The sequence below is a fragment of the Rouxiella sp. WC2420 genome (assembly GCF_041200025.1).
Taxonomy (GTDB): domain Bacteria; phylum Pseudomonadota; class Gammaproteobacteria; order Enterobacterales; family Enterobacteriaceae; genus Rouxiella.
Map to the genome: position 1 here is coordinate 2,358,849 of NZ_CP165628.1, position 26,784 is coordinate 2,385,632.

The 26,784-nt window shown below is 52.1% G+C and carries 20 protein-coding genes; all 20 read left to right on the forward strand.

Annotated elements, in window-relative coordinates; all coding sequences use genetic code 11:
• Positions 1 to 219 precede the first annotated feature (219 nt).
• The 20 genes from AB3G37_RS10845 (at position 220) to AB3G37_RS10940 (ending at position 26,622) form a co-directional block, all read left to right on the forward strand.
• Positions 220 to 1,692 carry an aldehyde dehydrogenase gene (locus tag AB3G37_RS10845; RefSeq protein ID WP_369790688.1) on the forward strand — a complete coding sequence of 491 codons (1,473 nt, stop codon included), beginning with the start codon at positions 220 to 222 and terminating at the stop codon, positions 1,690 to 1,692.
• Between the two features lie 53 nt (positions 1,693 to 1,745).
• Positions 1,746 to 2,414 (forward strand): haloacid dehalogenase type II, encoded by a 669-nt coding sequence (locus AB3G37_RS10850; RefSeq protein ID WP_369790689.1) that lies wholly within the window; start codon positions 1,746 to 1,748, stop codon positions 2,412 to 2,414.
• Between the two features lie 74 nt (positions 2,415 to 2,488).
• Complete coding sequence (locus AB3G37_RS10855) at positions 2,489 to 3,766, forward strand: NAD(P)/FAD-dependent oxidoreductase (RefSeq protein ID WP_369790690.1); 1,278 nt, start codon at positions 2,489 to 2,491, stop codon at positions 3,764 to 3,766.
• Between the two features lie 71 nt (positions 3,767 to 3,837).
• On the forward strand, positions 3,838 to 5,460 hold the full coding sequence (locus AB3G37_RS10860; protein WP_009636231.1) for an ABC transporter substrate-binding protein: 1,623 nt from the start codon (positions 3,838 to 3,840) through the stop codon (positions 5,458 to 5,460).
• Between the two features lie 13 nt (positions 5,461 to 5,473).
• Positions 5,474 to 6,427, forward strand: a complete 954-nt coding sequence (locus AB3G37_RS10865; RefSeq protein WP_009636230.1) for an ABC transporter permease — start codon at positions 5,474 to 5,476, stop codon at positions 6,425 to 6,427.
• Between the two features lie 25 nt (positions 6,428 to 6,452).
• Positions 6,453 to 7,322, forward strand: coding sequence for an ABC transporter permease (locus AB3G37_RS10870; protein ID WP_369790691.1), 870 nt, complete (start codon positions 6,453 to 6,455; stop codon positions 7,320 to 7,322).
• Positions 7,319 to 9,025, forward strand: a complete 1,707-nt coding sequence (locus AB3G37_RS10875) for an ABC transporter ATP-binding protein (protein ID WP_369790692.1) — start codon at positions 7,319 to 7,321, stop codon at positions 9,023 to 9,025. The genes AB3G37_RS10870 and AB3G37_RS10875 overlap by 4 nt, the downstream gene beginning before the upstream one ends.
• Before the next feature lie 105 nt (positions 9,026 to 9,130).
• Complete coding sequence (locus AB3G37_RS10880) at positions 9,131 to 10,462, forward strand: NAD(P)/FAD-dependent oxidoreductase (RefSeq protein WP_369790693.1); 1,332 nt, start codon at positions 9,131 to 9,133, stop codon at positions 10,460 to 10,462.
• The gene (locus AB3G37_RS10885) at positions 10,463 to 11,353 is read left to right on the forward strand and encodes a GNAT family N-acetyltransferase (RefSeq protein WP_369790694.1); all 891 of its coding nucleotides are present in this window, start codon (positions 10,463 to 10,465) and stop codon (positions 11,351 to 11,353) included.
• Between the two features lie 20 nt (positions 11,354 to 11,373).
• Positions 11,374 to 12,324, forward strand: coding sequence for a 2-hydroxyacid dehydrogenase (locus AB3G37_RS10890; protein ID WP_369790695.1), 951 nt, complete (start codon positions 11,374 to 11,376; stop codon positions 12,322 to 12,324).
• Between the two features lies 1 nt (position 12,325).
• Complete coding sequence (locus tag AB3G37_RS10895) at positions 12,326 to 13,510, forward strand: M20 aminoacylase family protein (protein WP_369790696.1); 1,185 nt, start codon at positions 12,326 to 12,328, stop codon at positions 13,508 to 13,510.
• A 328-nt stretch (positions 13,511 to 13,838) separates the two neighbouring features.
• Complete coding sequence (rbsK, locus tag AB3G37_RS10900) at positions 13,839 to 14,756, forward strand: ribokinase (protein WP_369790697.1); 918 nt, start codon at positions 13,839 to 13,841, stop codon at positions 14,754 to 14,756.
• A gap of 9 nt (positions 14,757 to 14,765) precedes the next feature.
• Entirely contained in the window at positions 14,766 to 16,091 is a 1,326-nt protein-coding gene (gene fucP / locus AB3G37_RS10905) for an L-fucose:H+ symporter permease (RefSeq protein ID WP_369790698.1), read from the forward strand.
• The gene (locus AB3G37_RS10910) at positions 16,088 to 17,107 is read left to right on the forward strand and encodes an aldose 1-epimerase family protein (protein WP_369790699.1); all 1,020 of its coding nucleotides are present in this window, start codon (positions 16,088 to 16,090) and stop codon (positions 17,105 to 17,107) included. Before fucP ends, AB3G37_RS10910 begins: the two co-directional genes overlap by 4 nt.
• Positions 17,108 to 17,246: 139 nt before the next feature.
• Positions 17,247 to 18,563: a 4-aminobutyrate--2-oxoglutarate transaminase gene (gene gabT / locus AB3G37_RS10915; RefSeq protein ID WP_009636220.1), complete on the forward strand. Its 1,317-nt coding sequence runs from the start codon at positions 17,247 to 17,249 to the stop codon at positions 18,561 to 18,563.
• A 192-nt stretch (positions 18,564 to 18,755) separates the two neighbouring features.
• Entirely contained in the window at positions 18,756 to 19,262 is a 507-nt protein-coding gene (locus AB3G37_RS10920; RefSeq protein ID WP_009636219.1) for an Lrp/AsnC family transcriptional regulator, read from the forward strand.
• Positions 19,263 to 19,524: 262 nt separating this feature from the next.
• Positions 19,525 to 20,217 (forward strand): gamma-glutamylcyclotransferase, encoded by a 693-nt coding sequence (locus AB3G37_RS10925; RefSeq protein WP_369790936.1) that lies wholly within the window; start codon positions 19,525 to 19,527, stop codon positions 20,215 to 20,217.
• A 195-nt stretch (positions 20,218 to 20,412) separates the two neighbouring features.
• Complete coding sequence (locus AB3G37_RS10930; RefSeq protein WP_369790700.1) at positions 20,413 to 22,689, forward strand: TonB-dependent receptor; 2,277 nt, start codon at positions 20,413 to 20,415, stop codon at positions 22,687 to 22,689.
• A gap of 260 nt (positions 22,690 to 22,949) precedes the next feature.
• On the forward strand, positions 22,950 to 24,710 hold the full coding sequence (locus tag AB3G37_RS10935; RefSeq protein WP_369790701.1) for a hypothetical protein: 1,761 nt from the start codon (positions 22,950 to 22,952) through the stop codon (positions 24,708 to 24,710).
• A gap of 244 nt (positions 24,711 to 24,954) precedes the next feature.
• Positions 24,955 to 26,622, forward strand: a complete 1,668-nt coding sequence (locus tag AB3G37_RS10940; RefSeq protein WP_369790702.1) for a hypothetical protein — start codon at positions 24,955 to 24,957, stop codon at positions 26,620 to 26,622.
• Positions 26,623 to 26,784 lie beyond the last annotated feature (162 nt).

The following is a 26,784-nucleotide window of genomic DNA, read 5'->3' on the forward strand; positions in this document are numbered from 1 at the left end:
GCTTATTAGTATCAGAGGAATTATTTATTGTGGCTTGCACGGCAGTCGGGGAAATTAATACGCGAACAAAGTATTAATTTTCTTCATAGAGTTGAATATGCAGATTTTGATCGATAAATAATCGTCAAAGCATTGCCTGCTTATTTAATGGTCGTTTTTATTGGCAAGTCATAAATATTTTCCGACCCTTTATCCGTATTGAATGAGGAATTGTTGATCATGTTGAGTTTTGATCCTGAAAAAGTGCCTTTACCTGCCGGGCACCTGATTGGCGGCAAAATCATCGCCGGTAACGGTGAACGTATCAGCGTTAACCGTCCGTCTGACGGGCAATTCCTTGGTGAAATCCCCGACGGCGACGCCGAGCTGGTTAATCTGGCAGTCACCAACGCCCATCAGTCCTGGCTGGAAAGTGGCTGGGGAACGCGCCCGCCGCGCGAACGCGGCAAAGTGCTGCGCCGCTGGGCCGACCTGATTGAGCAAAACGCCGTGACGCTGGGCCAGCTTGAGGCGATCAGCTCAACGCGTCCTATCTATGACGTGGTGAATCACGAAATCCCGTTCACTGCCGAAGCAATTCGTTTTTACGCCGAGTGTTGTGACAAATACAGCGGTGACGTGCTGCCGACTCGCGCTAACAGCCTCGGCATGTTGGTGCCGGAACCGTATGGCGTGATTGGCGCGATTACCCCATGGAATTTTCCGCTGTCGATGGCTTCGTGGAAATTAGGTCCGGCGCTGGCAGCAGGAAATGCCGTGGTGTTGAAACCTTCTGAATTGACGCCGTTTTCCAGCGTGATGTTAGCGGAACTGGCGATTGAGGCCGGGCTGCCAGCCGGGGTGCTGAACATTGTGCAGGGGCGCGGTTTGAGCTGCGGCAGCGCGTTAGTCAATCATCCGTTGGTGCGCAAAATTTCCTTTACCGGCTCGACGGCTACCGGCGCGCAAATCATGAGCCAGGCGGCGCTTAACGGCATGAAACCGGTCACTCTGGAACTGGGTGGCAAAAGCCCGCAGCTGGTGTTCGACGATGCCGGTGATATCGACGTGGTTGCCGGACGAATTTTCCGTGGCTTTACCGCCAACGGCGGACAGGCCTGCGTAGCCGGAACGCGTTTAGTGGTGCAGTCCGGCATTGCCGATGCGCTTGTCGCCAAACTGGTTGCACTTTGCGAAGGCGTCGAGGCGGGCAATACCTGGAACAGCGCTTGCCGCTATGCGCCAATCATCGACGCTCGTCAGGCAAACAAAATCCAATCCATTGTTCAAGCGGCTATCAACGAGGGCGCACAGCTGCTGGCCGGTGGCGAATTCTTCGCCAATACCGACGCCGGATATTTCTTCAAACCGACGCTGCTGGCCGGTGTTGGTGCCGAATCTGCCGCCGTGCAGGAAGAAATTTTTGGACCGGTGCTGACCATTCAAACCTTTGAAACTGAAGAACAGGGGCTAGCGCTGGCCGACCACGCGATTTACGGATTGGCTGCCGGAGTTCACACCTTGAATATCGACCGGGCGCTGCGTGCCATGCGTCGGCTGGCGGCCGGAACCGTTTGGATCAACCGCTACGGCCGTTCCGGAGACTTTATTATCCCAACCGGCGGTTTTAACGGGTCCGGTATTGGTAAAGATTTAGGCCGTCAGGCGTTCGAAGCCTGCCTGCGTTATAAAAGTGTACTGATTGATTTTTAATACTTTCTACTACTTTTCAACACACGAAAACACTATCGGAGAAGGGGATTATCATGGCGGTATTCAAACCTAAGTTCATTACTTTCGACTGCTACGGCACGCTGATTAATTTCGACATGGCCGGAGCGGCAAGCGCTATTTTTGCTGATCGCGTCAGCGCAGACCAGATGCTGGCATTCACCACCGATTTTGCGCGTTACCGCATGGATGAAGTGCTGGGCGCGTGGAAACCTTACGGCGACGTAGTTTGCCAGGCGATGGTTCGCACCTGCAAAAAATGGGGCGTGGAATATAAAGACAGCGATGGTGCCGGGATCATGGAAGCCTGTGCGACCTGGGGTCCTCATCCAGACGTGCCTGCCGGACTGGCGAAAGTCGCCAAAGAGTTCCCGCTGGTGCTGCTTTCCAACACCATGAACGACCTTATCACCCATCACGTACCGCGCCTTGGCGCACCTATCCACCGCGTATTTACCGCCGAGCAGGCACAGTCCTATAAGCCAAGAATGCGCGGCTTTGAATACATGCTCGATGAGCTGGGCTGTGGTCCGGAAGATATTCTGCACGTTTCTTCCAGCCTGCGTTATGACCTGATGACCTGCCACGATATGGGCATCAAAAACAAGGTTTGGGTGAACCGTGGGCACGATCCTGCCAACCCGGCTTATGGCTACACAGAAATCAAGGATATTGGCGGACTGCCGGGCGTCGTCGGGCTGTAAGTCGAATCGAGTTGTGAAGAATAGATAGAGCAAGGCAGGCGATACACAGATTAGTCACTGGATGAGGCACAGGCATGAAACTTGAATCATTTTGGCAGGCAACAGCACCGGTTTTCAGCGGCGCGGCAGCGGGAGAACTCCCGAAAAAGGCCGAGGTTGTGGTGGTCGGCGGTGGATTTACCGGGCTGTCGGCGGCCTATAACCTGGCGAAAGCCGGGGTCGATGTGGTGGTGCTGGAGGCCGGTGAGGTGCTGAGTCAGGCATCCGGTCGCAACGGCGGTCACTGCAACACTGGCGTCGCGCAGAACTTTGCCTCTCTGGTAGAAAGTATCGGCCTGGAACAAGCCTCTATTTATTACCATGCCTACACCGATGCCGTGGAATACGTGCAGTCGATTATTAAAGATGAAGCCATCGACTGCGATTTTATTCGCACCGGCAAACTCAAACTGGCCAGCAAGGCCAAGCATTTTCCTTCGCTGGTCAAGACCTATGAACTGCTAAAACGCACCGTCGACAGCAACGTCGAATTAATTGAAGCGGCGCATATCCGCAATGAAATCGGCTCCGACGCCTTCCACGGTGGCCTGCTGCAAAAAGGCGGCGGCCAGATGCACATGGGTAAGTTTGGCATCGGCCTGGCTCAGGCGGCAGTCGCCAGCGGCGCGGTTATCCATGCCCACACTGCGGTTACAGGCTTGCAGCAGATCGACGGCCATCGTTATCGAGTCAGCACCGCACGCGGCGAAATTGAAGCCGGGCGCGTCCTGCTGGCGACCGGCACCTCCGACAAAGGGCCTTTCTCCTGGTTCCAGCGTCGCATCGTGCCCGTAGGCAGCTTTATTATCGCCACCGCTCCGTTGACGCCAGCCCAGCTGAAGCAGGCGTTTATCAATAATCGCACCTATGTGACCTCACTCAATATTGGCAACTATTTCCGCACTACCGCTGATAACCGACTGATTTTCGGCGGCCGTGCGCGTTTCGCCATCAGCAGCCCAACTTCCGACGCGCGCAGCGGTGCAGTACTGAGATCGGGTCTGCGTGAATTGTTCCCGCAAATTGCCGATGTCGATATCGATTACTGCTGGGGCGGACTGGTGGATATGACCGCCGATCGCCTGCCGCGCGCCGGTGAACACGAGGGGCTGTTCTACTCGATGGGCTACAGCGGGCACGGCACGCAGATGTCGGTGTACATGGGCAAAGTGATGGCGGCATTGGTTACCGGCAAACCGGTCAGTAATCCTTGGCAGCGCAGCAATTGGGCCGCGATGCCTGGATACTTTGGCAAACCCTGGTTCTTGCCAGTGGCGGGCCTGTATTACAAAGCCAAAGACAAGGTTTCGTAAGTCAGCGGCAAAGCATAATTCATTAACATCCATGGCTTTTTTCGGTAAATACCGCATTCGGGGAGATTTCAATGAGTAAATTTCGTAAAGAATCAGGTCCAGCCACACCGAAGTCTGCTGCAACAGCGCTGAATTCTGGCCTGCCAGAGATCAACGTTTCACGTCGCGGCGTGATGAAAATGTTTTCAGCCGGTGCCGCACTAACCACCGGCATTATCAGCCTGCCAAACAGCGCCTGGGCTGCCGAAGCCACGCCGGTTAAAGGCGGAAAACTGCGCGCTGCGGCGGCTAACTCGTCCGCTGCCGATACGTTGGACCCTGCCAAGGGCAACAATAGCGGCGATTATATGCGCCAGTACATGTTTTACAGCGGTCTTACCGAGTTGGACACCAAGCTTGTCCCGCAGATGGGGCTGGCTGAATCCATCAGCAGCAGTGACGGTGTCACCTGGAGCATTAAACTGCGTCAGGGGGTGACCTTCCACGACGGTAAATCGTTGACCGCACAAGACGTGGTTTACTCGTTGTCGCGCCATAAAGATCCCGCCGTCGCCTCCACTGCCATCTCGTTGGCCAAACAGTTTACCAGCGTGAAAGCCGTGGGACTGATGGAAGTTGAAATCATACTCGCTCAGGCCAACTTCGACCTGCCGTCGATTCTGGGCACGCCAGCTTTCCTGATCCTGCAGGACGGCACTAAAGATTTCAGCAAAGCCATCGGCACCGGCCCCTATACCTGCAAGGAATTTTCCCCCGGCACCCGCACCGTGGGCGAGCGCAACAAGAATTTCTGGAAACCAGGCCTGCCGCATCTTGATGAAGTCGAGCTGCTGGGAGTGACCGATCAGGCCGGGCGCGTCAATGCGCTGCTCTCCGGTGAGCTACATTTTGTTTCGACTATCAGTTCCCGCGATGTAAAACGCATTAATGGTTCCGGTTCTTGTTCGGTGCTGGAAAGTAAATCCGGGATGTACAGCGATTTGATCCTGCGTCAGGACGCGGCGATCACCAGCAATCCTGATTTCGTCCTGGCGATGAAATATTTGCAACCTCGCGAGACCCTGCTGAAAACGGCGGTTCAGGGCTTTGGCACCGTAGCCAATGACCATCCGGTTCCACCTTGGCACCCGTATTTCAACAAGGACCTGCCGCAGCGCCCTAACGATCTCGACAAAGCCAGGTTTTACCTCAAGAAGTCAGGTCTGGTGAAGCCGAGTCTGGAAATCGTGACCACCGATAACATCGAAGGGGCGATTGAAGGCGCGCAGTTCCTGCAACAGTTGGGATCACAGGTCGGTATGAACCTGAAAGTGCGTCGCGTGCCTTATGACGGTTACTGGTCGCAACACTGGATGAAACACCCGATTTCCTACGGCTCGGTCAACCCGCGTCCGACGCTGGACCTGCTGTTTAGCCAGTTTTATAAATCCGACGCGCCGTGGAACGAGTCCGGCTGGAAAAATGCCCAGTTTGATCAGCTGGTTACTGCGGCACGCGGTGAGCGCGATCAGGCTAAGCGCAAGCAGATGTACGGCGATATGCAAGAACTGGTCTATAACCACTGCGGAACCATTATTCCGTTGTTTATCAGTTCATTGGATGGTTACAGCAACAAGGTCAAAGGGGTAGAGTCTTATCCGTCGGGCATGATGATGGGCTATCGCTTCACTGAGCTTGTCTGGCTATCAGCATAATCCGGAGGTAGTCATGAATCAGCTTATCCTGTTACTTATTCTTCGTCGTATTGGTTCGGGCATTTTGACGCTGTTTATCGTTTCGGCGCTGGTGTTTATTATCACCAGCATGTTGCCGGGCGATGCGGCACAGCAGCTGCTGGGACAGGCGGCCACGCCGGAAACGGTTGCCGCTCTGCGTAAAGAGCTAGGCCTGAATCTGCCGATTTGGCAGCGCTATTTTGAGTGGCTCGGCGGCATGTTGCACGGCGATTTTGGAACGTCGTTTGCCAACAATATGCCGGTCACCAAACTGGTCGCCCAGCGTATTCCCGCCACTTTTGAGCTGGCCGGGATTACCACGCTGGTGTCAGTGCCGCTGGCATTGATTATCGGCATTACGGCGGCGATGAAACGGGGTTCGCTGATTGACCGCATACTGGTGGTAGGCACCATGTCGGTGGTGGCCGTGCCAGAATTCCTGGTGGCAACTGTCTCGGTAATGGTGTTTGCGGTGCATCTGCACTGGTTCCCGGCGATGTCGCTGGGTTCCACCAATCAGGATTTTCTTGGTTACCTGCAGGCCTATGCGCTGCCGGTATTTACCCTGTGCTGCGTGCTGGTGGCGCAAATGGCGCGCATGACACGTTCAGCGATTATTAACCAGCTCGACAGTTCTTATCTTGAAATGACGCTGCTCAAGGGCGTCCGCCCGCTGCGCGCCGTGTTGCGCCACGCCTTGCCCAACGCCGTAGGGCCGATTGCCAATGCTATCTCGCTGAGCCTTTCCTACCTGTTTGGCGGCGTCATTATTATCGAAACTATTTTCAGCTATCCAGGGCTTGCCAGTCAGATGGTCGATGCGGTGAGCAACCGCGACCTGCCCATCGTGCAGCTGTGCGTGATGCTGTTCAGCGGCTGTTATCTTCTGCTGCTGTTGATGGCCGATATCGCCACCATTGCCTTTAATCCGAAGCTGAAACAATAAGTTATTTACCAGAGGGGACTCAGTGATGCGTAGAACTGTCATGGTGTTAAAAACGACTCTGAACTTCTGGCGTTCGTTATCCACCACCGGCCGCGTTGGCCTGGTGATTTCTCTATTTTGGCTATGCATGGCGCTGTTTGGCGGCTGGCTTGCGCCGTACAGCATAGAAGATATTGCCGGTGGCGGTATTAACGAAGGTTTTAGTCGCGCCTTCCTGCTCGGCACGGATTATCTCGGGCGCGACATGCTGACCCGCGTGCTTTACGGCGCGCGTTACTCGATTGGACTGGCACTTTCCGCTGCAATTCTGGCCAGCGTACTTGGCACCGTGCTCGCGTTGCTCGCCGCAATGTCAGGTAAATGGATCGAAGAACTTTTAGGCCGTATCAATGACGCGATGCTGATTATGCCCGGCAAGATCATGGCGCTGCTGATGGTGGCGGTGTTCGGCTCTTCACTGCCGATGCTGATCCTCACCGCGGTAATCAGCTATTGGCCCGGCGCTTTTCGTATCGCCTACGCCATGGCCTCCAATCTGCGTTCGATGGAATACGTGCAGGCGGCGCATCTGCGTGGAGAAAGCAAAGTCTATATCGCGCTAACCGACGTGCTGCCCAATATGCTGCACCCGATGCTCACCGATTTTGGCCTGCGCTTTGTCTATATCGTGCTGCTGCTCAGCGGCCTGAGTTTTCTGGGTTTGGGCGTGCAACCGCCTTACGCCGACTGGGGCACGCTGGTGCACGAAAACCTGCAGGCGCTGTTTGACGGCTCGCCGTCGGTGCTGGTTCCGGCCGTGGCGATTGCCAGTCTCACTATTGGCGTGAACTTGTTTATTGACAGCCTGCAGTCTCGGCGCGTGATTCGACTCGAACTGGAAGAGGAGGCGGCATGAATACATTTCCCATTAATTCACAGCCGGGTATCAAGGATATGACACAGGCCACGCAGAATCAGGCTCCGGTGGTGGTTAACGTCAGCCAGCTTGAGGTACAGGCGAAAAACGACAGCGACGAGATAATGACTCTCGTTTCAGACATCAGTTTCGAAGTCCGCAAGGGCGAAGTATTGGCGCTGATTGGCGAGTCCGGTTCCGGCAAAACCACTATCGCGCTGGCGCTAATGGGCTATGCGCGTCACGGATGTAAAATAAGTCACGGCCAGCTAGACATTGTGGGCACGGACGTGACGAAACTTTCGTCGCGCCAGCTTAGCGAGTTTCGCGGTTCGAAAGTGGCCTATATTGCACAAAGCGCAGCGGCCTCGTTTAATCCGGCCATGAGACTAATGGATCAGGTCATCGAACCGGTGTTGATTCATCACACCATGAAACGCGCCGAGGCCGAGAAAAAAGCCGTTGACCTGTTCCGTGAGATGGCACTGCCGTCGCCGGAAACCATCGGCAATCGCTATCCGCATCAGGTTTCGGGCGGGCAGCTACAGCGCGTGATGGCCGCAATGGCGCTGATTGGCGATCCTGAAGTCGTGATTCTTGACGAGCCAACTACCGCGCTGGATGTGACCACTCAGCTTGAAGTGCTGAAAACTTTTCGTCGCGTAGTCAAGCAACGCGGCACCACGGCGATTTACGTCAGCCACGATTTAGCGGTAGTGGCGCAGATGGCCGACAAGATTCTGGTGTTATTAAAAGGCCAGATTGCCGAATACGGCACCACGGAAGCACTGCTGCAACGACCAGAATCGCCTTATACCCGCAGTTTGCTTGCCGCCGCGCAGCATAAACCGCGCGTTAGCCCATGGCAGCCGGAAGAGGCTCCGGTTAAATGTTTGCTGGAAGTCCGTGAACTTTCTGCCGGTTATGGTCCATTGGATGCCAACGGCAAGCCAAAAATCAGCATCCTGCAAGACATTAATTTCAAACTTTATCCCGGACAGGCGATCGGCATTATTGGTGAATCCGGTTCCGGCAAAACGACGTTGGCGCGAGCAATTGCCGGCATGATTGCTCCGAGCGAAGGTTATATTCTTTTTAACGACAGTTATCTGAAAGGCGATATGTCAGCTCGCAGTCCTGACGAGCTGCGCCGCGTGCAGTTTGTATTCCAGATGGCCGATACCGCGCTAAACCCGAGCCAGACTATCGCGACTATCCTGAAACGCCCGCTGGTGTTTTTCCACGGCCTGCGCGGCAAGGCGCTGGATGCTCGACTGAAACAACTGCTGGATCTCGTCCGTTTGCCACACAGCATTCTGCATCGCAAACCTTCAGGACTGTCGGGCGGTCAAAAGCAGCGCGTCAATCTGGCGCGCGCGCTGGCGGCAGAGCCTGATCTGATACTTTGTGACGAGGTCACTTCTGCGCTGGATTCCGTAGTCGCTGCTGCCGTTTTGGATCTTATTTCCGAACTGCGCCGCGAGCTGAATGTTTCGTTCCTGTTTATTAGCCATGATTTGCACGCTGTGCGCTCGGTTTGCGACGATATCATCGTGGTTAATAACGGCAAAATTGCGACCCAGGTCAGCCGTGAAGATTACGATAAAACCTCTAGCAGCCTTTACTACGAGCGGCTGAAAAGAGCGGTGCCGGAGCTGCGTCAGGGTTGGCTTGAGGAGCAGGACGCCGAGCAGGCAGAATAAGCGATGTAAATTTGTTCAATATTACGCTTGAAAGTGGGCAGTAAATAACTTCTATTGAATTAATCCTTTGCACCAAGTTATACGATTTATAAGGAACAGCAGTCGATGCCAGCACCGATCAGGTTTGTACAAGACAGTCATTTATTTCCCGATGCAGTTGACGTGGTGGTTATTGGCGGAGGCATTGCCGGTGCTGCTACCGCTTACGAACTGGCGCGCAAGGGCGTTTCGGTGGTTTTACTCGAGAAAGGCCTGATTGGCGCGGAGCAGTCGAGCCGCAACTGGGGCTGGTGCCGCCAGCAGAATCGCGATGAGCGCGAGTTACCGCTCTCGATCCACGCGCTGCAACGTTGGAAAGAATTAAAACAGGAAACAGGCGAAGAGCTGGGTTTCCGCAACACCGGCCTGGTGTATGCGACCAAAAAGCAGGAAGAGATTGACGCCTGGGAAAAATGGGGCCAGATGGCGAAAAATTACGGCATGCATAGCGAAATTCTTACCGCTGCGCGGGCCAAAGAGCTGACGGCGGGCAGCGTATCGACCTGGCTCGGCGGCGTATATTCCCCGACTGACGGCCACGCCGAACCTTCACTTGCCGCACCGGGTCTGGCAATTGCCGCCCAAAAGCTCGGCGCACTGGTGTTTCAGTATTGCGCCGTGCGCGGGCTGGATGTTTCGGCCGGTCGGGTTAGCGGCGTGTGGACCGAACGCGGGCTGATTCGCGCCAGCTCTGTGGTGGTGGCGGGCGGGGCGTGGAGCTCAATGTTCTGTCGTCGCCACGGCATTGACCTGCCGCTGGGCAACGTGATTGGCACTGCGATGCGCACCGCGCCTATCGAACAGGTGATCAAGATGCCGCTGTATACCGAAGGTTTCGCCTGCCGCCCGCAGCTCGACGGTAGCTACACGCTGTCAGTTTCTGGACGTGGAAGGGTGGCCATCGGTCCACAAGGTTTGCGTTATGCCAAGAAGTTTTATCCGACCTTTCAGGCGCGGCGAAAAAATCTCAAAGTACATTTCAGTCCCGGCGCGTTTATCGAAGGCCCGGAAGCCATGGGGTCATGGGAATTTGATGGCCGATCGCCATTTGAAAAAGTGCGCGTGCTTGACCCTGAGCCGGACCACGCCATGGTTAAAGAGGGCATCGAAGCCATGCGCCGCGAATATCCGGCGCTGGGCGCAGTAAAAGTGGTGCAGTCGTGGGGCGGGATGATAGACAGCACGCCGGACGCAGTGCCGGTGATTTCCAGCGTTGATAAACTGCCAGGACTGTTTATTTCAGCCGGATACAGCGCACACGGTTTCGGCATTGGTCCGGGCGCGGGCAGTCTGATGTCTGATTTGGTAACCGGCAGCGCGCCAGTGGTTGACCCTGCGCCTTTCCGCCTTGACCGCTTCAGCGACGGCAGTGATATCAAAAAACCGGGGATGATGTAAATGACTGAGCAGTGTGCGAAAATTTTGCCAGAAATTATTTTACGTGAAATGACGGCCGCTGATTTAACGGCGTGCCACGGATTATCTCAGGCGGTGTCCTGGTCGCATCGTCTCGAAGACTGGCAGCTTGCTTTTCACTGTGGCAAAGGCTGGGTAGCCGAGTCCGCCGGTCAAGTGTTGGGCAGCGCGATTTACTGGCGGTGGGGCAGCGAGTCCGCGACGCTGGGACTGGTTATTGTCAGCCCAGACTGTCAGGGGCGCGGAGTGGGCAAAGCATTGCTTAACACTCTTATCGGTAAGCTTGACGGCAGCAAAATTCGCCTGCACGCCACGCCTGAAGGCAAGCCGTTGTATGAGAAGCTCGGTTTTGTCACCACGGGCGGTATTCGCCAGCAGCAGAGCCGCGAACTGCCTGTAATTACTGCTCCAGAGCTGGAAAATAACTGCCGTTTTCGCCCATTGGGCGTGGAGGATGTCAATACGTTGAGCGAGCTGGATACGTTGTCGAGCGGCATGCGGCGTCCGGCGCTCTATCAGGCGCTGTTGGACCCGCAGAGCCCGTTCTGCATGGAAAAAGGCCTGCTGTTGACGCGCGACGACAAGCCCGCCGGTTTCGCGCTGCTGCGCAAGTTTGGCCGTGGCTATAATATCGGGCCCGTGATTGCCGCCAGCCTTGACGATGCCAAGGCGTTGATCCAACAGCTGTTGAGTGAAAGCAACGGGAAATTCATGCGCCTTGACGTCGAGGCCGAGTCCGGGTTGGCAGAGTGGCTGGAAACACTGGGATTACCCTGTGTTGACCGCCCAACCACGATGTACAAAGACGGCCATCCTCCTGTTTCCGCCGAGGGTTGGTGCAACTTCGTGCTGGCAACGCAGGCGCTGGCCTAAGGCTAAGTTCGGGAGCAAACGTGAAAACCCTTCTCTATAAATCGGACCCTGCACGCGGCAAAGTATGGCAAAAAATTCTGGCAGAAATTGCGCCGGAATATCGTTTTATTCAGTGGAATGATTTGGATTTCAGCGACGGCGATCCTGCAATTTTCGCTGAGGTCGATTTTCTGGTGTCTTGGATACCGCCGGAAAACCTGGCAGATCGTTTTCCAAATTTGAAAGTTTTATTCTCGGTAGCTGCCGGTGTCGATCATTTTGATTTACGCCAGTTGCCTGCGTCTTTGCCGGTGGTGAGAATGGTCGAACCCGGCCTGACGCAGGGCATGGTGGAGTATGTTACTTTTGCCGCCCTGGCGCTGCATCGCGATATTCCACAGTATTTACAGCAGCAAAAACAGCAGCTTTGGCAGAGTCATCCGGTGCTCGGCGCCGCTAAACGACGCATTGGCGTTTTAGGGCTGGGCGAATTGGGTCAGGCTACACTTAAGATGCTGAATAATTTCGGCTTTGAGTGCCACGGCTGGAGCCGTTCCGGCAATGCGCCTGAAGGAGTGACGGGCTGGGCGGGCGTCGAGCAACTGGGTGAATTTTTGTCGCACAGTGATATTCTGGTTTGCCTACTGCCGCTGACCGAGCAAACGCGCGGAACGCTTAATGCCGAGCTGTTTGCTCAACTGCCAAAAGGGGCTGGCCTGATTCAGGTGGGGCGCGGACAACAGCTGGTCGCCGAAGATTTGCTCGTCGCACTGGATAGCGGGCAGTTGCGCGCGGCGGTGCTCGACGTTTTCGATCCCGAACCCTTACCGGCGGGAGAGGCGCTGTGGCAGCATCCGCAAGTGTGGATCACGCCGCATATCGCCAGTCAGACTCAGCCAGAAACCGCAGTGACCGCGCTGCTGGCCAATCTGCAGCGGTTTGCGCAAGGACAGCCAATGCATGGTGAAATAGATAAAACCAAGGGGTATTGATATGAGCAGTATTGCCGCCACTGGCGACGAATCATTAATCGCAGAAATACTTTCCCGACTGACTGATATTCGCCGCGATTTGCACGCCCATCCCGAGCTGGGATTCGAGGTTCATCGCACCGCAAAAGTGGTGGCAGAATTTTTGCGTGAATTGGGTATTGAAGTGCATGAAGGCATCGGCCAAACCGGCGTGGTGGGCGTATTACGCAAGGGAACCGGGGGTAAAAGCGTTGGGCTGCGTGCCGATATGGACGCGTTGCCGATTGTCGAGCAAGGCACGCCGGACTATATCAGCCAGAATCCCGGCGTCATGCACGCTTGCGGCCATGACGGACATACCACCATGCTGCTCGGCGCGGCGTGGCTATTATCTAAAACCGCTGATTTTGACGGCACGGTAAACTTTATCTTCCAGCCCGCCGAAGAGGGGCAGGCCGGGGCTAAAGCGATGATCGATGACGGATTATTTCGCCGCTTCCCCTGTGACAGCGTATTTGCGGTACACAACTGGCCAGAACTGGCAGAGGGCGTAGCGCAGACACGTTCAGGGCCAATTATGGCGGCAGCTGACCGGTTTGATATTCGCGTTTTCGGCGGAGGCGGTCACGCGGCGCAGCCTCACCTGTCACCAGATACGATGCTGGCGACCAGCGAGCTGGTGGTGCAGCTGAATACTATCGTTTCGCGCTGCATCGACCCGACTGATCCGGCGTTGCTGACTGTTACGCAGGTGCAGGGCGGATTCTCGCATAACATGATCCCGGCGGAAGCCAAAATTACCGGCACGGTGCGCAGTTTTGACCTGCGCGCGCAGGACATTATCGAAGCCAGCCTGCGCCGTATCGCAGAACACGTTCCCGCCGCGCACGGCCTCGACGCCGACGTGAAATATCACCGCTACTATCCGGCGACCATCAATACACCGGCAGAAGCCGAAGTTGCGCTAAAAGCCGCCCGCGCTGCCGGACTGGATGCCAGCGTGGCCCCAAAACCGGCGCTGACATCGGAAGATTTCTCGTTTATGTTGCAGGAAAAACCGGGCGCTTATCTGTGGCTTGGACAGGGCGACGGCAGCGCGAAACCACTCGCCCCGCTGCATCACCCGCGCTATGACTTCAATGACAACATCATTACTCACGGCGTGCGCTGGTTTGCCGAGGTAGTCAGGTGTCAATTGGGGGCTTAATCTCTCGAATTTCCCGTTTTACTATCAGTTTAATCCGGCAGCATGAGTTGCCGGTTTTACTGTTGAACTCTCTGCTTGATTCTCGTTCGCCGCCTCCTCAGTAATCCGGTTTACTCAATTCACTTTAAAAGCGTCGTAAATTCAAAGCTCTTCTGTCAAAAACGCCTATTTTGTTAAAATTATAACATTTTGACATCAGCGGTATTAACTCGTTAAGCCCCGTACAACGTAATCTCAAGAGTGGGATTGATGTCACGCATTTAACATTCAACCGCTGTTATTGTTATTTCTACAACATTTATAGATTTAATTTTACAGGGGAGATGTGATGGAAATTGCCGTCATTGGTTCAAACATGGTTGATCTGATTACTTACACCAATTCGATGCCTAAAGCCGGAGAGACGCTGGAAGCGCCGGACTTCGCGCTGGGCTGTGGGGGAAAGGGGGCCAATCAGGCCGTCGCCGCTGCCAAACTGGGTGCCAAAGTCATGATGGTCAGCAAGGTAGGTGAAGATTTATTTGCTGAAAATACGGTAAAAAATCTGCAGCAATTTGGCATTGATACGCGCTACGTCACGGTCGCAGCGGGAACTTCCAGCGGCGTAGCGCCAATTTTTGTCGACGACCAGTCGCAAAACCGCATTTTGATTATCAAAGGGGCAAACGCAAAGCTGGCTCCGGCTGATATTGATGCCGCCGCCGAGGCGCTAAAAGCCTGCCGTCTTATCGTCTTGCAGTTGGAAATCCCGCTGCCGACGGTGTATTACGCCATCGATTTTGCCCGCAGGCATGGCATTCCCGTGATCCTCAATCCGGCACCTGCGGTCGCCGACCTTGATATCGACTATGCCTGCCAGTGCGAGTTCTTTATGCCCAATGAAACCGAGCTGGAGATCCTCACCGGTTTACCCACGGCGACGGAAGAAGAAGTGCTAAGGGCAGGGCGTATGCTGCTGGGACGCGGCTTGAAAAACTTGATTATTACTCTGGGCAACCGTGGTTCGGTGTGGATGCAAGGTGATCAAATTCATCGTGTCAGCCCAACTCCGGTGCAGGCGGTGGATACCAGTGGCGCGGGCGATGCCTTCATTGGCTGCTTCGCCCATTACCTGGTCAAAGATGGCGATATTGCCGCAGCCATGCAGTCGGCTTCCGCCTATGCCGCCTGCAGCGTTACCCAACGGGGAACTCAGCTGTCATACCCCGATGCCGATACTTTTCATGGTTTTCTCACTGCTAACTGAGGATTCATCATGCACCAGAACATCATTCAACAACCCGATGGCTATTTGAACAAGACGCCACTGCTGCAGTTTATTCTGCTGTCTTGCCTGTTCCCGCTGTGGGGATGCGCCGCCAGCCTCAATGATATTTTGATCACCCAGTTTAAAAGTGTTTTCGAGCTTAGTGACTTTGCCAGCGCGCTGGTGCAAAGCGCGTTCTACGGCGGCTATTTTCTGATTGCCATCCCGGCTTCGCTGGTTATCCGCAGCAGTAGCTACAAGATTGCTATCTTGCTTGGGCTGGCGCTGTACATTGTCGGCTGCGTGCTGTTTTACCCGGCTTCACACATGGCGACTTACACCATGTTTCTGGCGGCAATTTTTGCGATTGCCATCGGCCTGAGCTTTCTTGAAACCGCGGCCAACACTTACAGTTCAATGATTGGTCACCGCGATTACGCCACGCTGCGCCTGAACATCAGTCAGACTTTCTACCCGGTTGGCGCGCTGATGGGCATTGTGCTGGGTAAATATCTGGTGTTTCAGGACGGTGATAGCCTGCACAGCCAGATGGCAGGTCTCAACGCAGAACAGTTGCATCAGTTTCGCCTGACGATGCTGGAGCATACGCTGGCACCTTACAAATATCTGGTGATGGTTCTGGTTGTGGTCATGGTGTTGTTCCTGATGACGCGTTATCCGCGCTGCAAGCCGAAGAGTGCCGAGAAAAAGCTGCCGAGTCTGGGGGAAACCTTCAGTTATCTGGCGAAAAATCGTCACTTTAAACGCGGCATTATTACTCAGTTTATCTATGTCGGCATGCAGGTTGCCGTGTGGTCATTCACCATTCGTCTCGCCCTGAATCTGGGGGCAGTTAACGAGCGCCATGCCTCCAACTTTATGATTTATAGCTTTATCTGCTTCTTTATCGGCAAGTTTGTCGCCAACTTCCTGATGACCCGTTTCCGCGCCGAAAAAGTGCTGATTGCTTATTCGATCATCGGCGTCGCCACGCTGCTTTATGTGATGTTTGTACCCAACTTCACGGCAGTCTATGCGGCAGTCTTCGTCAGCGTGCTCTTCGGACCCTGCTGGGCGACCATTTATGCCGGCACGCTGTCGACCGTTGATAATAAATACACAGAAGTAGCAGGCGCATTTATCGTGATGGCTATCGTTGGTGCCGCTTTTGTACCTGCATTACAGGGACTGGTTTCTGACCGCACCGGCTCTATGCAGCTGGCGTTTGGCGTATCGCTGCTGTGCTTCGCCTGGGTCGGTTTTTACTTCTGGGGCGAGCTGCGTCATAAAAAACAGCCCGCAACCCAGGGAAATCTGGCCGGGGAAGCACAATGAAAACCACTATACCGTTGACCACGGCAATGTTTACCGACACGCCGCGGGTGTTGTTGACTAACGATAAATTTAAGGTCGAGCTATTTCGATATCCTAGTGGAATTGAAGCCGTAAAGCTGAACAATAGCCGTGGAACCGTGACTGTGTTGCCGTATTACGGGCAGATTGTCTGGGATGCCACCTTTGATGGTCGTTCATTGACTATGGGTAGCGGCTTTAAGCAGCCACTGACCGGTAAAGATATTGTCGATACTTACGGCTGTTTTGCCTTTCACTCAGGCTTGCTGGCTAATGGATGTCCGGCTGCGGAAGATACTCATCCCTTGCACGGCGAAATGGCCTGCGCTCGCATGGACAGCGCCTGGCTGGAACTCGACGAACAGGGTGTTTCACTGCGCGGCGAAGTGGAATATATCAAAGGTTTTGGGCACCATTATCGGGCTAATCCGGCAGTCACTCTATTGGCGGACCGGCCCCGGCTGTGTATCGACATGGCGGTGACTAATCTTTCAGGCAATGCGATGCCGCTTCAGTATATGTGTCATATGAACTATGCCTGGGTGGCCGACGGCGTGTTTGCCCAAACGATTCCTGACGAGGCTTTCAGGCTGCGGACCTCAATTCCGGGACACGTCCACCCAACCCCGAAATGGCTTGATTATACCCGCGGGCTTGAGGCGGAACCGACCCGCTTTGATGGGATGAATCGTCCGGAAATGTGCGATCCTGAAATTGTTTTTTTTGCCGATAACCTGCCGCAATATGGCGAAAAGGTCAGTTTCAGTATTTCCTCGCCATTAGGCTATGGTTTCAGCACGCTGTTTGATACTCGGCAGTTCAGTCACGCCACGCGTTGGATATTGAATAATGCCGATCAGCAGGTTGCGGCATTCGTTCTGCCTGCCACCTGTCGCCCGGAAGGCTTTCTTGCAGCGCAGCAAGCAGGGACTTTGCTGCAATTGGCCGCCGGTGAATCGCGCTTATTTAGCGTGGAAACCGGCATGATTGAGATTTAAAGATACCTCCTGCGCTGTCAGCGCCTAATTACCGCATGATATTTTTTCTGAACCGTCATTACGGCACGAAATAAAGCGGTGTATTGAGATACTGATTCAAATTCTGACAGCGCCCGAATTAACCGGATGAGGTATAGCAATGCACAATGTATTAAGCACACAACCTGTGACTGAAGATGATATCGACTGGCTTGCGCTGCGTGAACAACATGTTCCACGCGGAGTAGTGACAGCACATAGCCTGGTGGTCGCCAAGGCCAAAGGCTCGGAAGTGTGGAGTGACGACGGTCGTCGCTATCTCGATTTTGTAGGCGGCATCGGCGTATTAAACGTTGGGCACAATCATCCTGAAGTAGTTAAAGCCGTTCAGCGTCAGCTGGAAAATGTTTCTCACGCCTGTTTCCAGGTCGTGGCTTATCCTCCATATATTGAATTGGCAAAACGCTTAAATAAATTAGTTGGCAAAGGCGAGCATTATAAGTCAGTGCTGTTTACCTCGGGTGCCGAGGCGGTAGAAAATGCCGTGAAGATCGCCCGTTCTTATACTAATCGTTCCGGCGTGATTGTATTTGACGGCGCGTTCCACGGTCGAACGTTATTAGGTTGTGCGCTTACCGGCATGAGCCAGCCTTATAAGCAGAATTTTGGACCTTTCCCCGGCGATATTTATCGTATCCCTTATCCTAATGCGTTCCACGGTATTACGCCGGAAGACTCCCTGAAAGCGCTGGATACTTTATTTGCCACGCAAACTTTGCCCGATCGCGTTGCGGCTATTTTAATTGAGCCGGTGCAGGGCGACGGCGGTTTCTTGCCAGCGCCAAAAGCCTTTATGCAGGCCTTGCGCGAGTTGACCGAGCGTCACGGCATTCTGTTAATCTGTGATGAAGTGCAAACCGGCTTTGGTCGCACCGGCAAAATGTTCGGTTTCCAGCATCTGGATATTACTCCTGACTTGATAACCGTAGCGAAAAGTCTTGGCGGTGGATTGCCTATTTCTGGCGTTGTGGGCAAAGCAGAAATCATGGATTCGCCAACCCCAGGCGGCCTCGGCGGTACTTACGGCGGCAACGCGCTGGCCTGTGCTGCGGCATTGGCGGTGCTCGACGTGCTGGAAAACGAGCGTTTGCTTGAACGTTCTGTCGAGCTTGGCAAACAGCTGGAAAGCCGTCTGCGCCAACTGGCTGAAAAATATGCCTGTATCGGTGATGTTCGCGGCGTTGGCTTTATGCAGGCGGTAGAAATCGTTGATTACGATACCGGCAAACCGGACGCGGCCCTGACTGAAAAGATCCTTAACTGCGCCTGCGAAGAAGGGCTGCTGTTAATTAAATGCGGGCTGTATCGCAACACGATTCGTTTCCTGGCACCGCTGGTGACCACCGATGCGCAGCTTGAAGAAGCCATGCATATCTTTGATATCGCACTGGCGCGTGGAACTGGCCGTCTCGACTAATATTTTCCCCTGAAATTTCATAGGGTTTTGTTACAAAACAGGCTAATGAACTCTCTGCGTCTGGCTCTGGTGTTTACCCATAAAACCGTGGTATATCCTAGTAATGGTTTTATGACATTCAGGGTCGAATCAGGCGCAGAGGGAAACCTGCTCTTTATTCCGGGTCGACGCTCAAGAAGACAGTGAGGTGCTATGAACGGCTTTTTAAAACTTGATCGTATCGACATCAATATACTGGTTCAACTGCAAAAAGACGGTCGCATCAGCAACGTCAATTTGGCCGATGCGGTAGGGTTATCACCAAGCCCCTGCCTGCAGCGGGTAAAACGGCTGGAAAGTGCTGGCTATATAACCGGTTACGAGGCTCACGTTAACCTGCCAAAAATCACTGATTCTGTCACCGTGTTCACCGAGGTAACCCTGCAGGGACATCGCCGCGAAGAGTTTTCAAAATTCGAAAACTGTATCCGTGAATATGACGAACTGATTGAATGCCATCTCATCACTGGCGGCTATGATTACCTGCTGCGTTTCATCACTCGCAGCATCGAACACTATCAGGAAGTCATAGAATCTTTATTGGATAAGAACATTGGTATCGACAAGTATTTTAGCTACATCGTGATCAAATCCCCGATTATTAAAAGCAGCGTTCCACTGCGCACGTTGCTTACCCAGCAGATGCAAAATACCAATTAACCTCATCTTTTTCTCACCTCTCCGGCGCTGAAACGGCGGCGGAGTCGTTTATTTCAAATTAATGCTCATTTTCTTACACTTTTATTGTTTATTTTCGTTTTGTGACCCAACTCATTCTTGATTGCTGGTTAATAAACGAATAAGGTTTGTTCTATCAGCCTAAGTTATGTGTGGGCATAAAATTTAAAGTTATATGAATCCTTTGTAGGGGAGAAGACGCGTACAAAGCTATGGCAAGGTTAATGAGTGGAGGTATTGAATGGTGTTAACTCGAGATTTTCTGCGTAACGCAGACTGCAAAACAGCATTCGGCAGCATTGATGAGTCAATTTTACTGACTGCAGAGCAGCGCTCGGCCTCGCTTGACTGTACATTGGCGAAAAGACCGGACAAAAGCCCAGTGTGGATTTTCGGCTATGGATCGCTGATGTGGAATCCTATCTTTGACTCCGAAGAATCTTGCCCCGCCACGTTGCACGGTTTTCATCGCGCATTTTGTCTTCGTTTAACCGCAGGGCGAGGTTCCCATGCCCAACCTGGTCGCATGCTGGCGCTGACTGAAGGCGGCATGACTACCGGTCTGGCATTCCGCCTGCCGGAAGAAAAGTTGCGTGAAGACCTTGAGCTGCTGTGGAAACGTGAAATGCTCACTGGCAGCTACTGCCCGACCTGGTGTGAGCTTGAACTGACTGATGGCCGAACCGTCACGGCGCTGGTGTTTATCATGGATCCCAAGCACCCGTTTTTCGAGTCTGATACCCGCTATGAGGTTATTGCTCCGCTAATCGCCAAAGCCAGCGGGCCGCTGGGGACCAATGCGCAATATCTGTTTGCGCTAGAGAAAGAGCTAAAAACTTACGGCATGAGTGATGACTGCATGAGTGAGCTGGTCAATCAGGTAAGAATGTTATTAGGTATTTCAGCAAACACCTCGTCAGATATCCAACTAATCTAAGGTTTAGCCTCCGTAAACAGCGCAATAGCAACCTTCATTGACCCGGAACGCTTTTAGCTTCCGGGTTTTTTATCGACTTTTAAACAGGTAAGGAATGTGTAATCCCGGCTCAGGGACTTGCAATTTTCATCTTACTCAGCATAATCCGAATCGATCTAATAACTATTCTTATTATCATTTCATCCAGGGTTGATTATGCACGAGCAAAATAAGGCGGCGCGAGGCAAAATTTCTCGACGCACGCTGCTATCTATTTCGATTTCTACTGCCTTAACCTTAAGCAGTGTGCCGGTGCTGGCTGCCAACGTTGATAACACCGCCACCGTGGTTTTCCCAATAGCCAAAACTGTTTCGCCTGCGAAAACTGCGACAAGCAACGCCGGTGATACCATTACAGTCACCGCATCACCTACAGCTTTTAAGTCCGGCGGCGACCAGCTGGTACCTGCCTATCTTGATGGCGGTTTCGCCAACGGCGGCCGTTTGGGGATACTGGGAGAGCAGAGCGCGCAAAACGTGCCGTTCAGTATCGTCAGCTATACCTCAAAACTGATTCAAGACCAGCAAAGCCGGACTCTGGGCGATGTGTTAAACAATGATGCCTCGGTACAAACCGGCTATGGTTACGGCAATTATGCCGAAACTTTCGTGATTCGCGGCTTTCCACTCGACGGTGAAGATATCGCGTACGGCGGCCTTTACGGCATCTTGCCTCGGCAGGTAGTGCCTATGGAGCTGGCTGAGCGCGTCGAGCTGCTTAAAGGGTCAAGCGCTTTCTTGAACGGCGTTCCTCCCGGCGGCACTGGCGTAGGTGGCAGTGTCAATATTGAACCGAAACACGCCACCGACGAGCCAATCAATCGCGTGTCGGTTGATTACAATGCCAAGTCGCAGATTGGCGGCGCGCTGGATGTTGGCCGCCGTTTTGGTGATAACAATCAGTTTGGTGTGCGGGTCAACATGGTACACCGCGAAGGCGACACGGCCATCGACAACGAGAAAAAGCGCCTGACCATGGGCACGGTTGGCCTGGACTATCGCAGCGACCGTTTCCGCACCTCGTTTGATTTTGGCGTGACCAGGCAAACGATTCACGGTGGACGTCCGGTAGTTTATCTCGGCAGCGCGACCGAGATCCCGGACGCGCCCAAGGCCACCAGTAATTATGGCCAAAAGTGGGCCTACACCGACATGACCAACGAGTTTGGTCTGTTGAAAGCTGAATATGATCTTTCCGATAACTGGACCGTTTACGCCGCTGGTGGAGCAAATCACGATCATGAAGACGGGATCTACAGTTCGCCAACGCTGACTGATAACAGCGGCGATACTAAAATGAGCCGCATGACGGTGCCGTATCGCGCAGACAGCATTTCGGGGCAGGCGGGTATTCGCGGTAAATTTGATACCGGATTTATCACTCATCATGTCAATCTGGGCGTAACCTCGCTGTATCGCAAAACGCGTTCTGCCTACACCTTGAGCGGCACCACGATTAGCAGCAATCTTTATGATCCGATCGCCGTCGACGTGCAGCCAACCACGCTTTACAGCGGCGGCAATATGTCTGATCCGGGCGTTACCAACCGCACGCGCTCGCAGGGGGTAATGCTTTCCGATACCTTGTCCGTACTTGACGGTCGCGGTCAGTTGATAGCCGGGTTGCGCCGTCAAAACGTGATGGTGATGAACTACAACTACGACGGTTCCGAAAGTTCGTCGTTCGACCAGACAAAAGTCACTCCGGCAGTTGGATTGGTCATCAAGCCGTGGGAACACATTTCCTTCTACGCTAACCACATAGAAGCGCTACAGGCGGGTGAAACGGCTGGAACGACCTATGGCGGCGTAGCGGTTACCAACGGTGGTCAAGTTTCTGGTATTGAAACCTCCAAACAAAATGAAGTGGGCGTGAAGGCCGACTTTGGCCGTGTTGCCACCTCTCTGGCCTTATTTGAAATCAAGAAACCTATCGGGATGTACACGCTTGAAGGCGATAGCTATACCTTTGGCAACTACGGCGAAGAGCGTAATCGGGGCATTGAGTGGAACTTCTTCGGTGAGCCGGTGCTGGGCGTTCGCATCAACGGTAGCGCAACGCTGATGAATCCGGATGTCACCAAGACCCAAAGCGGAACCTACAACGGTAATGACGCTGTTGGCGTTCCGCGTTATCAGTGGGTATTGGGCGGCGAGTGGGATTTACCAGGCTTAACCGGCGTCACGGCGACCAGCAAGCTTATCCGCACCGGTTCCCAGTATGCTGATGAAGCAAACACCTTGAAGGTTGATGCCTGGACCCGTTTGGACGTGGGCTTGCGTTATACCATGCCGCTCAAAGACAGCACGCTGACCTGGCGCGCGACTATGGAGAATGTCACCAACGAGAAATACTGGGCCTCGGCTACCGGCGGGTATCTGACACAGGGCGATCCGCGTGAGTTTAAACTCTCTGCGACCTACGATTTCTAAAACCGTCTAATTTCTGACAGCTTTATTACCCACGCCTTTCTTCCTGTGAAGAAGGGCTTTTTTCATATAATAAAAATAACAATACGGGTTAAATATTAATGGGTTATTTTGTAAATAAAAAAGCCATGTCTGTTAAATAACGTATTGCCGAATTAATAGCCTCATTTTTATTTCGACATGATGAGTGAAAAATAAAAGATAAGTCACTCGGCAAAGGTTATTATTGTGCTAACTTTCAATTACATTTTAATTAAATAATAATGAGTGATTTTTCTATATTAGGTAGCGAAAGCGTATTAATTGGCTCTGCCGATTCAACATCAATGGCTGCCGCTAGTTTTAATCCTATTTCAAATAACATTCTAGACCTCAGCCACAGCACCAAAATGCCCTTATCGCTGTCGCCCAGCACGACAGCGGATAATCAATCGTCAATACTGGATAATTGCAACCTAAGGCTCAGACATGAGTTTATGTGTCTGCAGATGAGAAAGCAGGAAGTCACCAACAGGCTGACAGTGCAGCAAAACCAGGTACTGAACCAAATCACTCACCACGCAGATTGCCTAGGGGCAAAGGCCAGATCTGTCTGCGCCTGGCTAGATTACCTGCCCACCATGATTAGTAATAATATCAAGCTTAAAGACTTTGCCGACTTTTGTGGTGTTAACGAGAATACATTAAGGAACTATATCTCTCACGAGCAACGGGCACGATTGCCACTGACGGCGTCTCAGCAAGCCTTGGGTCAGCAGGTGGTTAGAGATGCACAGTGCGCAAGAGAACCACGCAAGGCAACTCAGGCGTGGATTCAGCATCAAACCACGCTGCAGGGCGTGGGGATCACCCCGTTTCAGTTTTCCCGCTTGGCTGAAGTCCCTCCGCAAACCTTGATTGTGCTCATCAAATGTTTGCAGCCACAGAGACACTTGCCGCAGTTAACCTTAGGTCCGAGGCACAAAGACTTACCGTTTGTTGATAATATTGTCAGGAGCCATAATTGCAGCAAAAATAGCAAAGAAAGCGCACGTGCCTGGTTGGCTAATCAGCATACTTTTGAGGCTAGAGGAATAACCAGGTCACAATTTGCCAGCCGCTGTGGGGTCAGTGCCAAAGCTTTAAGTAAGGCTATGGCCTACGTGAAATTCCGTCTTCGCCATCAGATGAACCCAGTTATAAAGCCAGTCATAAACCCAGACACTCCAATGATTGCGATAAAAAAGGAAATCGATCCGTCAAACAGGGGAATAGTCGAAATTACTCTTGATGAATCGGGTAATGAATTGGAATGCCGTATTATTACCCAGCCTCGTTTGCAGGAAGCCGCAGTGAGTGATAATAGCCTGCCTGTTTATCACCATCCTGAAAATCCTCGACAAAATCCAAGTGTTGCGGTGTTGGGTCTTGATTCTGCTAATGAGGTTAAAAATAGTAAGGTGACGAGTTGGGGCGGCATGAAGACGGTTTTTCAGCAAATGCCTATTAAAAGCCGTATAAAGCTGGAAGCAAAAATTGTCAGCGAATTATATCAGCAAATAAAGGATAAATCTCAGAATGGCGGGCAGGTTAATTGCTTGATGGAAAATTCTGAACCGCACTCTCTGCCACACCGTGCCAATGAAATTATAATTATGGGGATAGGGGTTTTTAATCTCGGCTCGGAGCCAATTGCTGCCAATACGGTAATAGATTTTTATGATGGCATATTTTTAGAACAAGGGGCTGCGGGGAAAGTAGTGGACAACACTGGTCCAGTGAACACTGTTATTTATAAAGGTGGAAGCAGCCTGGAAAGTTTCAACGCAGGCACCTTGGCTGCGGGCAGCAGCGCGCACAACATTAGCACTGGCAAGTTAGCCAAAGAGCCACTTCTGGTCGAAAATAATGTTGCAGCGGTGCAGGTGAACTCCAAATTGACGGCTTATGTCACTCTTCGAGAGATCGCGGTGGGAGAGGAATACTTCGTCGATTATGGTGTTAGATCCAACCCGTTTATGGCGATTAAAAATCACAAAAATTAACAGCGCTAAGCATGGAATAAGATTAAGGCTGAAGTAGCGAAGGTTATTTCCTCAACAAAAATAATAGTGAGCATTTAAGGTTGTTAATTTTTATATAAAATTCAATTATTAAGTAATATCACTGATAATTTTATGATATTACTTTAGTTGTTTGTTAGAGATTTAAGTAAGATTGTAATCTTATTGCTCGTCGCGGGTTGTTAATGGGGTTTTTAAAATTAAACTAAATTGGAGTTAAATAATAATGAGTGATTTTTCAATACTAACTGGCGAGAATGTATTAATTACCCCTGGTAGTTCAACATCACAGGCTGCTGCGGGCTCTAATTCAATTTCAAATAATTTATTAGACGTTAGTCATAGTATTAAAATACCCGCTTCACAGCCACCCGCGACGACACCGGATAATCAATCGTCAATACGGAATAGTTGTAGCGTAATGCTCAGACATGCGTTTATCCAGACATCAATATCTGTTGAAAAGAAGAGAGCAGAGGTCATCGGCAGGCTGACAGCGCAGCAAAATAACTTACTGAACTGCATCGTTAACCATACTGAATGCCTGAATATACCCGCCAAAAGCGTCACTGCCTGGATGGATAACCTGCCAGCCATGGACAGCCATGATATTAAACCCAAAGACTTTTCCGAATTTTGCTATGTTAATTATCGGACATTCCAAAATTATATTAACCAAGAGAAGAAAGCACGATTGCCGCTGACGCTGTTTCAGCAAACCATAGTGGAACAGGTCATTTTGGATGCGCAGTGTTTTAAAGATCCTGGCAAGGCATCTCGGGCGTGGATTGCAAATCAAACCACGCTGCAGAATGCCGGGATCATCCCGGCTCAGTTCGCTCGCCTCAATGAGGTAACTCCGCACTCGCTGGTGGTAATCGTTAATCGCTTGCAGTCTCGAGAACGGCTAAATACAGGCCTGCCGCGGCTAATAATAGATTTTGGAAATAATGACCAAAAATTTATTAATAACGTGATTAAGAGCTACGGTTGCAGATGTGATACCATCAAAAGCGTGTTTGCCTGGTTGGATAATAAATATTTTTTTAAAGTTAGAGGAATAAGTCTGTCACGATTTGCCCGTGGCTGTGGGGTAAAAGAGAATACCTTAATCAAATCAATATTAAGAATTAAACGTCGTTCAGGAAATCAGCCGCAGCCCGTTATCGATACGGCTCTGCCATTTGTTGCGACAAATAAGTCAATCGAGCCACAGAAAACGGCAATAGCCGGAATCATGCATAATGAGCCGGTCAATGATTCGAGAAATCCTTTTTCTGAGCGATCCCCATTACCGAAAAAAGCAGTGATTAATAATAGCCAGCCTATTTATCATCATCCTGATAATCCCCGTAAAAGCCTGATTTATGAGGTGCTGGGCCTTGATTCTCATGCACAGGTTAAAGATATCGAAGTGACGGATTGGGGCAGCATGAAGGCCGTTTTCGGCACCATGCCGAAAAAAAATCGCATTAGGTTGGAATTAAAAATTATCACTGAACTGCATCGACAAATAATGGAAGGAACTCAGCAGAGCGAGCGGATGAATAGCCTGATGAAAAATGTCGGTTCACATTCCCTGTCGCAAAAAAAAGATGAGGAATTAAATTCGAGGAGGGGCGTTTTTAACCCCGGCCCCAATACGGTTGCTGCAAATACGGTGCTGGGCTTTTACCCCGATGTTAATAATTGGGGAAGCAGCTCGGAAAAATTCAGCACAGACGCCTTTGCCAGCGGTAACATCTTGCGCAACATGACCCCTAACAATCTACCTAAAGAGTTTGCGCCGAGCGGAAATAATATTGCTGCCGTGCAGATAAATAACCGATTGATGGCTTATATCACTACCAGAGAGGTCGAAGCAGGAGAAAGGTATTTTGTCGACTTTGACTAGATACCACTCTTTTATGGCCATCGAGAACCACTGGCATCAGGAGTTGTAAGTAAAGAATAAGACTAAGACTTAATTATTAAAACACTTGAACGGTGTGTGATTGGTTATTTTTCACAAATATGGGTAATATTGACTTCAAGTTAGGCGTGGAAGCCTTCCTCC